The sequence below is a fragment of the Streptomyces hawaiiensis genome (assembly GCF_004803895.1).
Classification (GTDB): Bacteria; Actinomycetota; Actinomycetes; order Streptomycetales; family Streptomycetaceae; genus Streptomyces; species Streptomyces hawaiiensis.
Map to the genome: position 1 here is coordinate 8,582,196 of NZ_CP021978.1, position 14,232 is coordinate 8,596,427.

Annotated in this window: 9 protein-coding genes; 5 read left to right on the plus strand and 4 right to left on the minus strand. The window is 69.8% G+C overall.

All coding sequences use genetic code 11. From position 1 onward, the window contains the following. Window positions 1-57: 57 nt before the first annotated feature. Window positions 58-3,711 carry a LamG-like jellyroll fold domain-containing protein gene (locus CEB94_RS38925; protein ID WP_175436620.1) on the minus strand — a complete coding sequence of 1,218 codons (3,654 nt, stop codon included), beginning with the start codon at window positions 3,709-3,711 and terminating at the stop codon, window positions 58-60. A gap of 467 nt (window positions 3,712-4,178) precedes the next feature. Here CEB94_RS38925 and CEB94_RS38930 point away from each other — a divergent pair, with 467 nt between their 5' ends. The 5 genes from CEB94_RS38930 (at window position 4,179) to CEB94_RS38950 (ending at window position 10,216) form a co-directional block, all read left to right on the plus strand. After that, on the plus strand, window positions 4,179-5,207 hold the full coding sequence (locus CEB94_RS38930) for a LacI family DNA-binding transcriptional regulator (RefSeq protein WP_175436621.1): 1,029 nt from the start codon (window positions 4,179-4,181) through the stop codon (window positions 5,205-5,207). Between the two features lie 133 nt (window positions 5,208-5,340). Continuing rightward, on the plus strand, window positions 5,341-6,582 hold the full coding sequence (locus CEB94_RS38935; RefSeq protein ID WP_175436622.1) for a sugar ABC transporter substrate-binding protein: 1,242 nt from the start codon (window positions 5,341-5,343) through the stop codon (window positions 6,580-6,582). A gap of 10 nt (window positions 6,583-6,592) precedes the next feature. Continuing rightward, complete coding sequence (locus CEB94_RS38940) at window positions 6,593-7,576, plus strand: carbohydrate ABC transporter permease (RefSeq protein WP_175436623.1); 984 nt, start codon at window positions 6,593-6,595, stop codon at window positions 7,574-7,576. After that, entirely contained in the window at window positions 7,573-8,397 is an 825-nt protein-coding gene (locus CEB94_RS38945) for a carbohydrate ABC transporter permease (RefSeq protein WP_175436624.1), read from the plus strand. The genes CEB94_RS38940 and CEB94_RS38945 overlap by 4 nt, the downstream gene beginning before the upstream one ends. 82 nt (window positions 8,398-8,479) lie before the next feature. Next, the gene (locus CEB94_RS38950; protein WP_175436625.1) at window positions 8,480-10,216 is read left to right on the plus strand and encodes an amylo-alpha-1,6-glucosidase; all 1,737 of its coding nucleotides are present in this window, start codon (window positions 8,480-8,482) and stop codon (window positions 10,214-10,216) included. Between the two features lie 363 nt (window positions 10,217-10,579). Here the strand turns inward: CEB94_RS38950 and CEB94_RS38955 are convergent, their stop codons facing one another. The 3 genes from CEB94_RS38955 to CEB94_RS38965 all read right to left on the minus strand — a co-directional run bounded on the left by CEB94_RS38955 (window position 10,580) and on the right by CEB94_RS38965 (window position 14,011). Further along, complete coding sequence (locus CEB94_RS38955) at window positions 10,580-11,218, minus strand: hypothetical protein (RefSeq protein ID WP_175436626.1); 639 nt, start codon at window positions 11,216-11,218, stop codon at window positions 10,580-10,582. A gap of 528 nt (window positions 11,219-11,746) precedes the next feature. Next, window positions 11,747-12,583, minus strand: coding sequence for an ATP-grasp domain-containing protein (locus CEB94_RS38960; protein ID WP_175436627.1), 837 nt, complete (start codon window positions 12,581-12,583; stop codon window positions 11,747-11,749). Window positions 12,584-12,748: 165 nt separating this feature from the next. Then, window positions 12,749-14,011, minus strand: a complete 1,263-nt coding sequence (locus CEB94_RS38965) for a HEAT repeat domain-containing protein (RefSeq protein WP_175436628.1) — start codon at window positions 14,009-14,011, stop codon at window positions 12,749-12,751. Window positions 14,012-14,232 lie beyond the last annotated feature (221 nt).

Here is a 14,232-nt window from a genome sequence, read left to right on the forward strand (position 1 = left end):
AAAGGGCCCCCGCTACCCGGCGTCCGTGCGCGTCACGTCGCCGCGGACGGCATTACCTCAGCGCACCTCCCGCGCGTACGGGGCGACGGTGATCCGGTCGATCAGCGGCGCGTAGCGGGAGCGGAGCAGCACGCCGGGGAAGGTGTCCGAGGCGTAGGTGGTGCCGTCGAAGTTGGGCAGCTCCTCGGAGCGGAAGCCGATCGTGTTCTTCCCCTTCTTCAGCTGTACGGGGACGGTCAGCTCCCAGAAGTTGTTCTCGTGGAAGCTGTGCGGGAAGCCGACCCGCCGTGCTGTGCCGCCGTTGACGCTGATGTCGGCGTGGCGGGCGAGCGGGTCGGGGTTGTAGTGGGTGGCCTCCGACTGCTCCGGGTTGGAGTAGCGGATGCGCAGGGCGTACAGACCGGCCCGGTCGGCCGAGACGGTGAACGTAGCGGTGTTGCCGTTGCCGGGGGCCCCGCCGATGCCCGTGATCGCCGTGCCGTCGGTGGCGAGGGAGAGTGGGGCGAGCGTGGCCGAGCCGGCGAGAGCGGCGCTCCCGGCCTCGTAGGTGCGCGTGGGCAGCGTGCCCTGGGTCGGTGTGACCGTGAGGCGGTCGACGAGAGTGGTGGACGCGCCTCCCGTCACGGTCACCTTGTTGACGCCGCCGGAGAGGGAGACCGCCGCGCTGCTCCGGCCCTTGGCCAGGCGCAGGACGTCGTGGCCGTTGACGGAGAGCCGGGCGCCCGTTCCGCCGAGGGTGTCGACCTGGAGGGTGGCCTCGCGGTCGGCCGGCGAGTAGACCCAGAACGTGGCGCTCTGGCCCTTCGCGAGGCGGACCGCGCCCGAGCCGGTGGCCGCCGGCTTCGGGAGGTCGTAGACAGGGCGTGCCCCGCCGGCCGGCCAGGCCAGTTCACCCTCGTACACCTGCGTGTCCGCCGAGGCACGGGGGAGGGAGAGGGTGAGCCGGTCCACGATGGCGTCGCCCTGGGCGGCGCGCTTGCCGTCGGCGCTCTTCGCGGCGAGCGTCAGGGTGTGCTTGCCCTTCGTGAGCTTCACCTTGATGTCGGTGTGGTCCCAGACGACCCACTTGTAGCCGAGCGGAAGGTGCAGCTCCTGCTCGCCGTCGGCCTTGCCGTCCACCCGTAGGAAGACGTTGGTGGGGCCCTGCTCCTTGACCTTGTCGAAGGTGTTGAGGGAGTTGGCGAAGACGCTCAGGTCGTAGGTGCCGTCCTCGGGCACGTCCACGGTGAAGTCCAGTGTGACGTCCGAGCCGGTGCGCAGACCGCCGACGTCGTAGCCGCCGGAGGTGTAGAACTTCGACACGTCACGCGGCGAGCCCTCCGGGCCGTTCTTCGACCAGCCGGATCCGGTGTGCGCGGCGTCCTCCGCCTCGTACGAGGACTGCCAGCGCACGGGCGGGGCCTGCGTGCCCCGCGCCTCGCCGGCCGGGCTGAGGACGACCTCGTAGGCCGAGGACTCCTTCAGCTTCGGCAGTGCGCCGTCGCCGAAGTCGAGGGCGACCGTTCCGTCGTCGGCGACCTTCAGGTTCGTCTCCGCGAGGAGCTTCGGGCCGGACGAGTCTCCGACCTGCCCGCTCCACTCGATCTCCCGCACCCAGGCGTGCACGCGCTTGCCGAAGACCTTCTTCGGGACGCCGGCGAAGGTGATGTGGCCCTTGCCCGTGGAGCCGCCGAAGACCAGCCGGGACTGCTTCCTCTTCTCGTCGAGGGTGGCGACGCCCTGCATGGTGTAGTTCTCGCCCGGGAACGGCGGAGTCACCTCCACGGTGTGACCGCTCATCGAGGCGTACGAATTCAGCAGCCACCACTGACCGTTGCCGCGGCCCGACTGCACCGCGGAGTCGGAGAGGTTGCCGTCGATGTTCCAGTAGGCGATGTCGGCGTCGACCTTGGACTCCTCGATCGCGGACACCCACTGGATCATCTGGCCGGGCACGGAGGTGTGGTAGTTGAAGGCGTACTCGTTGATGTTGATGGGGAGTTGCGTGCCCGCGCGGTCGGTGTCCTTGAACAGGTCCTTCTCCCACGCCCGGTACTTGGCGACGCTCTGGCGCACCGCCTCCGGGTGGCTCAGCTCGTGCCAGGTGATGACGTCCGGGAGGGTGCCCGCGGCCAGGGTGTGGGTGAGGAAGCCCTTCACCTGGTCGTACAGGACGCTGGTGTTGGGCCCGGCGATGCGGGCGCTGGGCATCCTGCCCTTGATGAGCTTGTACGCGTCGTCCCAGGCGGCGAGGAAGTCGTCGGGGTCGTTGAGCCAGCTGACCTTGTTGTAGCTCCACTCGCCGGTGCCGAACATGTTGCCCTCGGGCTCGTTGAACGGCACGAAGACGATGTTGTCCTGGTACTGCTTCGGCAGCTTGAGGACCTGGTCGACCTGCTCGGCGATCTTCTCCTTGTAGAGCTTCAGCTTCTCCTCGGGAGTGTCGCCCGGCCACTGGTACGGGAAGCCGCGGTGGATGTCGGTCATGTAGATGTACACGTCACCGTCGGTGGAGTCGGCCAGCGGCTTCACCACCTCCAGGGCGTCGGCACCGGGGTGCTGCGGACCGTCCTGCGCCTTGGTGGAGACCGTGCGCAGAGCCATGCCCTCCATGAGGTTGTTGGTCGGGACGTCGGGCCCGTACACGCCGTAGAGCGTGCCGGAGGCGCCGCCGTGGAACGCGCCCGTGTCCGAGCCGAGGTCGACGGTGAGCTGTCCCTCGCGGACCACGGTGACGGTGGCCTTCACCGCGCGCCCGGCCGCGGTTCCGGCGACCGTGAAGGTGCCGGGCGCGGCGTACTTCTCGGACGGGACGGCGTCCCAGGTGACGGGGGTGTCGCGGTCGTAGCCGTCGGAGAAGGAGGCGCGGACCGCGGCGGGCAGGGCCGGGGCGGTCCCGGTCGTGGTGCGTGCCTCGAAGGACGTCTTCGAGAGCTGCTGGAGGGTGGGCACGGTCCCGACCGTAGCGGCCACCTGCTCCGCGCTCAGCGCCGCGTGCCACACGGTGAAGTCGTCGATCGCGCCCTTGAGCAGCGGATCCGGGTAGAACGACTTGCCTATGTACCCGGCGGCGGTGGCCGAACCCTCCAGCAGGTCCTTTGCCCTGACGGCGGTCTCGGCCGAGGAGACCGGCACGCCGTCGAGGTAGGTGGTGAGCCGGCCCGCCGAGGTGTCGAGGGTGACGGTGACGGTCCGCCACTCGTTCGCGGGGAGCGGCGCGTAACCGCGGACCTGTGCCTCGGCGCCCCCTCCGCCGGTGGTCACGGAGGTCTGGAACAGCCCGCTGCCGTTGTAGGGGGTGCTGAAGAGGTACTTGGTGGTGTTGGTACCCAGGTCGAAGATCCGCTGCCAGGGCGACTTGTCGCCGCTCCACTTCACGCGTGCGGAGACGGTCAGGTCGGCTGCGTCGCCGACCACTGCACGGGGCAGACGGACGTACGCGCCGCCGGAGTCGGCCGCACCGCCGGGCAGGGCGAGGGCCTTGCCTCCGGCCGTGCCTTCGACGGGCCGGGCGGTGGAGCCGTTCACCAGGTCTGCCGTCAGACCGTTGCCGGAACTGTCGGTGATCTTCCCGGACGCCATGTCGTCCTCGTCGAAGGTGTAACGGGCTGCGGGCCGGGGCGCCTCGGCCGCCTGCGCGGGGACGGCGGGTGCGGCCAGAAGGCCCGCGCCGAGGGTCAGCGTCACGGCGGCGGATGCCCGTCGCCGGGCGGATCTGTCAGCGGATGGCATGGATTGCGTCCTCAATCCTTGAGTAGGCGGTTCCGGCCGGCCGAAGTCGGTCGGCCGCTCGTACGCGGGGTGGCCCGGCGAGGAGAGTGCGTGGGTGATGTCTGTCGAATCGGTTCGATCTCATGGGCCGCAGGCACTTCTCCGAGGAGTGGATGCGGCAGCTCGGTTCCCCGGGGGGTAGGGAAGGAGCGCAGGTTTGCCGGAAGGATCACTTCGTCGAACCGGTTCGCGAAGCTAGCACCGCGGAACCCGACCAGCAATCCCTCCGGCACAAGGAAATATCCGCCTCTCGGGCGGACCGAGGAACTGCGGTCCAAGGTGTTGACAGTCGTTCGGGCAGTTCCTACGGTCACTTCACGCGAACCGGTTCGACAACCGGACATCGCCTTCCGTCCCATCCCTCACCCTCACGACCGGCGAGTGCTCCCTCTTACGAGGTGTCGAACCGGTTCGAAGAAGGAGCCGCCGTGAACATCGGTGAGATCGCCCAGCGGGCCGGTGTCTCGCGGAGCACCGTGTCCTACGCGCTGAGCGGCAAGCGCTCGGTGTCGGAGGAGACCCGTCGCAAGATCCAACAGGTCATCGACGAGCTGGGCTACCGGCCCAACGCCAGCGCGCGCGCCCTGGCCAACGGGCGGACCAGCACGATCGGCCTGGTCTTCCCCCCGGCGGGCAACCACTACACCGGGATGCAGCTGGACTTCATCGGCAGTGTCGTGGAGGCCGCGGCGGCGCACGACTACGACGTGCTGCTGTCTCCCAGCGGTGTCGACAGCGACCGTTCGTTCCAGCGGCTGCTGGGGGAGCGGAGGGTCGACGGGGCGATCCTGATGGAGATCAGGCTGGCGGACGACCGGGCCGATCACCTGGCCGCGCTGAACTTTCCCGCCGTCGCCATCGGCCGCACCGCGCATCCGGAGAGCGGCTGGTGGGTCGGCCTGGACCACACCGCGCTCGCGGCGGCGTGCGTCCACCACCTCGCCGACCTCGGCCACCGCCGGGTCGCCTTCGTCAACCGGCCCGAACAGCTCCTGCACGCCGGGTACGAGTCCGCGCACCGCGGCCTGGACGGCTTCACCAAGGCCGCGGCCGAGCGCGGGCTCACGGTACGGACGTACTGCTGCGGGGACGACGCGGCGTCCGGCCAGGCGTGCCTGGAGCGGATCCTGCACGACGACCCGGCCACCACCGCACTGGTCACCCTGAACGAGGCCGCCCTGGGCGGCCTGTACCGGGGGCTCGCCCGGGCCGGCCGCCATGTGCCGCGCGACTTCTCCGTCACCGGAATCGTCGCGAGCCGGTGGGCGGAGACGGTCACCCCGCAGCTCACCGCTGCGGACGTACCGGCGGAGGAGATGGGCCGTCGCGCGGTCGACCTGCTCGTCGAACGGATCGAGCATCCCGACGCACCGGGCCGGCACCATCTGCTCACGCCCCCGATCTCGTTGCGGGCCAGCACCGGACCCGCAACCGGCACAGCCTTCCCCGAAGCCTGACCGCACATCCCGGCCCCCCGCACTCCTCCCTCTTCACCGCGCACCCGACACCCTCACCCTCGCCGTTCGGAGTGCCCGCATCCCCCAGTCACCCCTCCCACGGCACACGTGTGCCAAGAACGAAGGACCCGCCATGCACAGCTCCTCAAGGCGCCGACTCACCGCGGTGGCCCTGTCGACCGTCATCGCTGTCACCGGCGCCGCCTGCTCCTCCGGCTCGGGCAGCACCGACACGAAGGGCGCGGACAGCGGCACGTACACCATCTGGGACCCGTACCCGCAGTTCGCCAAGGGCTCGGCCTGGGTGAAGCTGCTGGACGAGTGCGGTGCCAAGGCCGGTGTGAAAATCAAGAGGACCGGTTTCGACACCAGCGACCTGGCGAACAAGGCGCTGCTGGCCGCCCAGCAGGACAACTCCGCGGACATCCTCATCGTCGACAACCCGGTGGTGTCCACCCTGGCCGAGGCGGGTGTGCTCACCACCACCGAGGAGAACAAGCTGGACACCTCGAAGGTGGACCCCAACCTGCTCGCCGCCGGCCAGTCGGACGGCAAGACGTACGGCACCCCGATCGGCGCCAACACCCTCGCCCTCTACTACAACAAGAAGGTCCTCGAAGAGGCCGGGGTGGACATAGCCTCGGTCAAGGACTGGAAGTCGCTGACGGCCGCGCTGGCCAAGGTGAAGGCGGCGGGCAAGAAGGGCATCACGTTCTCCGCGATCGGCACGGAGGAGGGCAGCTTCCAGTTCCTGCCGTGGTTCTGGGGCGCGGGCGCGAAGCTGACCGAACTGGACTCCGCCCAGGCCGCATCCGCCCTGTCGCTGTGGAAGGACTGGCTGGGGCAGGGCTACGCCCCCAACTCCGTCATCAACAACACGCAGACGACCAGCTGGCAGGAGTTCGCCGGCGGTGACTACGCCTTCGCCGAGAACGGGACGTGGCAGCTCGCCAACGCGAAGAAGGCCGGCTTCGAGTACGGCGTCCTGCCGGTGCCGGGCGCCGACGGGGGCAGCGCCGCCGCCCCGACCGGCGGCGAGTTCGTCACCATCCCCACCCAGGGCGACACCGGCCGCTACGCCACCTCCCAGAAGCTGGCGACCTGCCTGACCAGCACCCAGAACCTGTACGACACCGACACCACCCTGTCCTACGTGGCCCCCACCGGCGAGGTCCAGGACAAGCAGGTGGCGGCGAACCCCGAGCTGAAGCCATGGGTAGAGGCGGTCAAGGGGGCCAAGGGGCGCACCAGTGACGATCTGGGCACCACGTACCCGAAGATCTCCGAGCAGTTGTGGAAGGCCGTCCAGTCCGCCCTCAGCGGGGCCGAGTCCCCCGAGGACGCGCTCGCGTCTGCGCAGGCCGCGGTCAAGTGACGAGGGCCCGATGAAGCAGACGACCCATCCGCCGGACCGCCCGTCCGCGCACGTCCGGACCGGGGCGGCCACCGCCGCCCCGCCCCCGGCCCCCGCGCGCGCACGGCGCCGTCCGACCTCCCCGCAGTGGGCCGCCTGGGGATTCCTCGCCCCGGTGACCCTCTACCTGGTCCTCTTCTACGCCTATCCGCTCTACCGCAACCTCGACCTCAGCCTGCGCGACTACACCGTCCGCTCCTTCGTCCAGGGCAACGCGCCCTTCACCGGCATCGAGAACTACCGGACCGTCTTCGACGACCCGACCTTCGCCCCCGCCCTGCTCCACACCGCGGTCTTCACCGTCGTCTGCCTGGTCTTCCAGTACGCCATCGGCCTCGCCCTCGCGGTCTTCTTCACCCAGCACTTCCGGCTGTCGGCGACCCTGCGGGCCCTGTTCCTGGTGCCGTGGCTGCTGCCGCTGATCGTGTCGGCGTCCACCTGGTCGTGGATGCTCAACAGCGACTCCGGCATCGTCAACGCCGCCCTGCACGCCCTCGGCATCGCCCCGGTGAACTGGCTGACCTCACCGTCCTGGTCGCTGACCTCGGTGATCATCGCGAACATCTGGATCGGCGTCCCCTTCAACCTGGTCGTTCTCTACAGCGGCCTGCAGTCCATCCCCGCGAGCCTGTACGAGGCCGCCGCCCTCGACGGCGCGAACGCCTGGCAGCGGTTCTGGCGCATCACCTTCCCGCTGCTGCGCCCGGTGTCCGCGATCACCCTTCTCCTCGGCCTGATCTACACGCTCAAGGTCTTCGACATCATCTGGATCATGACCAAGGGCGGCCCGGCCGACTCGTCGACCACCTTCGCCACCTGGTCCTACCAGCTCGGCTTCGGCAATCTCCTGCCCGCCTTCGGACCCGGCGCGGCCGTCGGCAACCTGCTGGTCGTCGCCGCCCTGGTGTTCGGCCTGGTCTACCTGAAGGTCCAGCGAAAGCAGGCGCTGTCATGAACCGACGCACCGGACGTACGTGGTGGAAGACCGCCCTCGGTCTGCTGCTGACCGCGCTCATGCTCTTCCCGGTCTACTGGATGCTCAACGTGTCCCTCACCCCCGACCGGGACATGCGCAAGAGCCCACCGGACCTCGTCCCCGCCCACGGCACGCTCGACGGCTACCGTACGGTCCTCGACGAGCAGTTGCCCTATCTCGGCACCAGCCTCGTCATCGGCCTGGGAACCGTCGTCCTGACCGTCGCCCTGTCCGCTCCCGCCGGCTACGCCCTGGCCAAGCTGCGCCCACGCGGCGGCAACGTCCTGAACTTCGTGCTGCTGGCCGCACAGATGATCCCCGGCATCATCATGGCGATGGGCTTCTACGCCATCTACCTCCAGCTCGGCCTGCTCCAGTCCGTCCCCGGCCTGATCGTCGCCGACTCCACGCTGGCCGTCCCCTTCGGCGTCCTCATCTTCACCGCGTTCATGTCCGGCATCCCCGGCGAACTGCTCCAGGCCGCGAGGACCGACGGGGCGGGCGCCCTGCGGACCTTCTGGTCCGTCGTCCTGCCGATGAGCCGCAACGCCGTCGTCACGGTCTCCCTGTTCGCGTTCCTGTGGTCCTGGTCCGATTTCGTCTTCGCCGGCACCCTCGTCAACGGTGGCGCCCACGAGCCGATCACCCTCGGCATCTACCACTACATCGGCAACAACAACCAGGAGTGGAACGCCATCATGGCCACCGCCGTCGTGGCCTCACTGCCCGCCGCGGTCATCCTCGTCCTGGCCCAGCGCTACGTCGCCGCCGGTGTGACCGCCGGGGCCGTCAAGGACTGACCCCTTCCGCCCTCCCCGTCACGACCGAGCCGCCTGCGTGCCGGCCGGCCCGTGACCCCTGCACGAGAAACGAGTCAGCTTCATGACCGCCGTCCGATCCGGCCCGGCCTTCTCCGTCCACGACATCCCGTTCAGCACCCGTGGGTCCTGGTTCGACATCTCACCCGTGGTGGCGGAGAAGACCTATGCCGAGGACCTCCACCTCGTCTCGCACCAGAACGGCATGCACGCCGTCCTGCGCCTCGTGCCCCTCGGCGCGGCGACGGGCGAGCGGATCGAAGCCCGCGTCGAGACCACACCGGGTCTGCTCAGCTGGATCAGCGCGGGCGGACGCATCGACCTCTCCTACGAGTCGCCCGACACCGTACGCCTGCGGGGGAGTGGCCTGGGCATCAGCGTCGACGCGGCCGCGCAGACCCTCACCCCGTTCAGCGGAACGTACTTCTTCCGCGACCCGGCCGCGGACGCGCACGTGTTCACGTCCTACGAGACCGGACGCCGCTACCGCGTCACCGTGCTGTCCGGCACCGCCGCCGGGACGCCCGGCACCCAGACCCTGGGCAGTGGCCTCCGTGGCCTCGCCATGGCCGCGGAGGCGGACGGATACTGGGAGATCGCGATCGAGGAACTCGACACCGCCCGCCCGCCGTACACGTCCTCGGCGACGTTCGACGCGATCGTCGAGTCCGCACGGACCTCGTTCGCGGACTTCGTCGACCAGGTGGCTCCGTGGCGCTCGTCCGACACCCCCGCCGCCGAACTCGCCGCCTACGTCGTCTGGTCGGCGACCGTACGCCCCGCGGGGCTGGTCACCCGGCCCGCCGTGCTGATGTCCAAGCACTGGATGGACAAAGTCTGGAGCTGGGACCACTGCTTCAACGCCCTGGCCCTCGCACCCGGCTGCCCCGACCTGGCCCTCGACCAGTTCGCCCTGCCCTTCGACCACCAGGACGACAGCGGCGCCCTGCCCGACTCCGTCACCCACTCCGAAGTCCTCCACAACTTCGTCAAACCCCCCATCCACGGCTGGACCTTCGGCCACCTGCGCCGCCGCCTTCCCACACCTCCCGGCCCCGCCGAGCTCGCCGAGACCTACGACCGGCTGGAACGCTGGACCGACTTCTGGCTCACCGCACGGCGAGCACCCGGCGCCGACCTGCCCCACTACCAGCACGGCAACGACAGCGGCTGGGACAACGCCACCACCTTCGACCCCGAGCGGGTGATCGAAACCGCCGACCTGGCCGCCTTCCTCGTCCTCCAGCTCCGCGAACTGGCCCACCTGGCCACCGCATTGGACAAGCCTGACGAGGCACGCCGGTGGACACACAAGGCCGAGGAGACGCAGGCGGCGCTGCTCGACCAGCTCTGGGACACGGACAGGTTCGTCGCCCGGGGAGCCGACACCGGGGACACCTGGAGCAGCTCCAGCCTCCTCGACCTGATGCCCGTCGTGCTCGGCGAGCACCTGCCCGGCCACGTCAGCAGCACGCTGGCCGACCACATCAAGGCACACCTCACGCCGTACGGCCTCGCCACCGAACTGCCCACCTCACCGCACTACCTCGCCGACGGCTACTGGCGCGGCCCCATCTGGGCCCCCGCCACCGTCCTCATCGAGGACGGCCTGCGCCGCGCCGGCCACGAGCGCCTCGCGGACGACATCAGCGCCCGCTTCCGCGCCCTGTGCGAAACCCACGGCTTCGCGGAGAACTTCGACGCCCTCACCGGAACGGGCCTGCGCGACCGCGCCTACACCTGGACCGCCAGCAGCTATCTGCTCCTCGCCGAAGCACACGCCCACCGAGACGCCCGCTGACCGGCCGTCTCCCGCACACCCCCCGGCGGCACCTTCGAGCTGCTTCCGCACGACCTGTGGGGCGCGGACGGAATCACCACCCAGGGCTCCTGTGGAACGAGCCCGACGGCAGCGGAGGGGGGCCTCACAGGCCAAGTGCCCTCGGCCACCAAGACCAACCAGATCTGGCGGCTTCAGGGCACAGCCTGACACGGGATGGATCCACTTCTGACAGCGTCAGGGCAGGGCCTCTTGGCCGGTCGGGATGGCGATCCCGACCGAGCAGCACCAGGAGGCCCTGTGCCGTGGACCGGCCGACTCTCGGGCGGGTGGTGGAGCTGTTCCTCCTCCCGCAGCAGCGCGGCCGTATCCCGCCCTGCGCTGTCAGTTGCTGCTCGTGTCCTCGGTCTGTGCCTCGGCCTGGGTACCGTCAGCCGCCTGAGCGGCGGGCGCGGTGTAGAAGACGGACCTGCCCTGCCTGGAGCGCTCGGCCTGGCTCTTGGCCACGAGTCCCTCGAGCGTGACCCGGACGACCTTGGCCGCGATGTCGCGATGGGGGTGGGCCTGGCCGAGCGCTGCGGAGATCTCCGCAGCGGAGCGCGGTTCCTTCTGTTCGGCGAGGTGACGGCGGATGAGCTCGACGAGGGTGGGCTCGGCCGCCTTGGCGGTGCCTGCCGTCTTGGCCGCCGCCTTCCTTCCCGCCCGCTTCGCCGGCGCGGCGGTGGACTTCTGCGCCTTCTGCTTCCCGCCGGCCGCGGCGCCGGCCTTCTTCCGCCGCGGAGAGGGCACCACGGCAGCCGCGGAGTCGGAAGCGGACTCGGCCTGCGTCGCGGTGATGCCGAGTGCCTGCTGCATGCTCACCAGCACGCCGTGGTCGCGCTGCAGAGAGGCGAGCTGTTCCTGAAGGGAGGCGATCTCCGCGCTGACGCGTTCCTGCTCCTTGACGTTCGCGTCGAGGTCGCCGGTCACCTGGGTGATGTACTGCGATGCCAGTTCGGTGGCGGGGGTTGTTGTCTCGGACATGGCGCTGACCTTTCCTCGGCGTGGGAGGCGTGCTGCGGATGGGGCCCGTCGGGAGACGGGGCCTCGGCGACCCGGTGGGACGCCGCCTGTGCCGCAATATGCCTCGGTGTAGTGATGGTACGGACCGATGGAGCCAGTTGTTCCGGCTTGGGCCGACTCCCGTGACAACTCCGCCCGGCCGAGCCGCCCACGCGCCTGCTCAAGGTGCGCCGTCGGGGGAGCGAACTGCAGGCGAGCACCGGCCTGTCGCCACCTCACCGACAGGATCGGAGCCAGGACGGAGTCCCGCTCCACCGAAACCGCCATCACCCTGCGGGAAGTGAAGCAACTCACCTATGAACTCGGCCGCTGACGCCCAGCGAGCGGATCCGCGAGGAGGATGCTCAGTGGAGCCAGACTCGTTGCCCTCGATGTCCTGCATCAGGACCGAAGGTGACTTGGAACTGCTTGATCGACGACATAGGCGCACCATGGCAAGGGGGCCCCGCAGCTGTGTCCCGTGTCGTGCGGTCAAAAGCGGCCGGCTGTTCAGGTTCGGGGTGAGACGCCCAGGAACCGGTGGAGGGAAGTCACCATGCTGGTGACGAAAGCGTCGCGGGTCGGGTCGTCGACATGGTCCAGGGACAGGTAGGGGTTGAGGTCTTCCAGTTCGACCAGGAGGAGGTCGCCCTCCTGGGTACGGCATGCGTCCACGCGCTGGATTCCGTGATCGAGGGTGTTCCAGTCGATGAAGCGGCGGGCGAAGCCGAGGTCGGCTTCCGTGGGCCGGTAGGGCTCAAGGACCCAACGCCGGTCGGGGTCAGGGGCGTACAGGGCGTACTGGAAGGCGTCGTCGACGTAGTAGAACGACACCTCGTAGAGGAAGTCGACGCGGGGCTGGACCAGGATGTCGCCATGGGCGAGGCCGTCCAGCTGGTCCCGGGAGACGAACGTGAGACCGATGGAGTCCGCGCCTGCTTTGGGCTTGACCGCGTACTGGTCGCTCGCGGGCAGCAAGCGGAAATCCTGGGGCCGGTCGACGGTGGGGATGACCGGGTATCCGGCTGCCGTCAGGTCCAGCAGATACTGCTTGCCGGCCATGTCGGCCCGGCCGGACAGCGGGTTGTAGACCCGGGTGCCGCGCACTGCGGCCTGGTTCCGGAAGGCGTCGTACTCCTCCTGATAGTGGAGCACGGGGCCGCTGTTGCGGACCACGACCGCGTCGAAGGCGTCCATGAGAGCGGCGGCGTCCAGCGGGTGGCACAAGGCGATGTCGAAGTCGTTCCGCAGCCGCGACGACAGGAGGATGTCCTCGTCGCAGTAGCGCCGCCCCCGGGCCTGGTAGGCGAGATCGGTCACGAACAACACGCTGGGGCGGCCGGGCACGGGGGCATCTCCTGGGTCGGTGACCACCAATCTACCCACCCCGCCGGACACCAGGTTGTGCCGAGCCCGCCCGGACTGTCGTGTGCGTCGACTCGACCACGGTGCGGAGCACCGGCACGCAACGCGGGCCCCGAGGCTGCCTGGAGTGCCGGGCCCCGAGGTCGCCTAGAGTGCCGGTGGGGTAGCTGGCTCGGCATCGAGGCGCGCGAGACTGTCGTTCACCCACCTGCGGTCGTCTTCGTGCAGAGCGCCGTCCTGGCTGAGTGCTTCGAGGACCGTTGAGCCCTTCTCAGCGTCCAGAGCTGCCAGCGTGCCCGCGGCCCAGACCCTGTCGTAGCCGACGAGGGTGGTGTCGAGGGCCAGGGCTCCCAGGAGTTCGACCGCGCCGGAGCCCAGCACGCGGACATAGGCGTGGGCCGCGCGGACGCGGTGAGCGGGGTCGAGTCGGGGATCACGGGCGAGCGTTTCGAGCGGGTCGGCAGCGTCGGGACCGGTTGTTTCGAGCAGGACCGTCGCGGCCTGGAGGCGGTGCGTCTGAATCAAGGGCGGGGGCAAGGGCGAGGAGCCGCAGCAAGCCGATGCCGCCGGACTCGTCGTGTGCGCGTAGTTTCTCGGCCGCCCACGTGCGGGTCTTTCCGGGGAGGTGGGTGTCCCGGCCGAGGTGATCCAGCAGTGCGGTTCCACGAGTTCTGTCAGCGGCCAGGAGTTTCTCCGCGGCCCAGACGCGGGCCTGCGGATCGAGGGAGCGGTCGGCACCCAGTGCTTCCAGCAGCGCGGACAACGGTCGTCAGTGCGGTCGACGAGTGCTTGTGCCGCGTAGGTGCGCGCGCCGCTCTGGAGCGCTGAGTCGCTCGCGAGCTTGTGGAGCAGGTCGGTGCCTTGGGGGCCGACGAGGCTGATGAGCGCTTCGGCCGATGTGACGCGACGGGACGGGGGCGCGGCAGGGTCGTCGGCCACTGACCGGAACCGCTGGGTGGCGATGGCGACCGCATGCCCGGGAAGCGAGGTGCTGAGCAAGGCGAGATCCGCGATGAGGGCGCAGCCGTCCATACTGGAGCGGGAGGCCAGCCGGGCAAGGATCGAGGCGATGGCTCCGGAGTCTGCCGCCGGTGCGACCTCCAGGAGGAACCCGGCGTAGGAAACGTCGACTTGGCGCGGAACCCGGTAGCGAGTGGCCCATCCCGGCAGAAGTCCCCGCCGTGGACGCAAGAGGTTCCGCAGGGAACGCGAGGCCGCTTCGGGCGTGCGCGTGGCACAGTGCTGGACGCCCGTGGCCAGACGGGTGCGCAGCAGACTGGACTTGCCTCCGCCGGGCCCGGCCAGCACAACGCACATCTGGCAGTCCATCAGCACCCGGTCCGCGGGCAGCAGACGGGACGGGCCTTCGGCCTGGTCTCTTCTCGCGTCGACCCACTGCCGCAGGTACACGGAGGCCAGCGGAGGCATCATTGCCGACAGGACCCCGGGGGTAGGGGTGCTCCCGGGCGGCTCGACGGCCGCGTTCAAATAGTCGTCCAGGTGGCGGCTGCGCCGATCGGCCTGCTGGCGCAGCCTGGGAGGACGGCCAGCGCGTCACCGGAGATGTGCAGGGCGGCTGCGAGCCGGTCCAGGGTGTCGGCCGAGGGCACACTCGACGGGCGGTTATCACC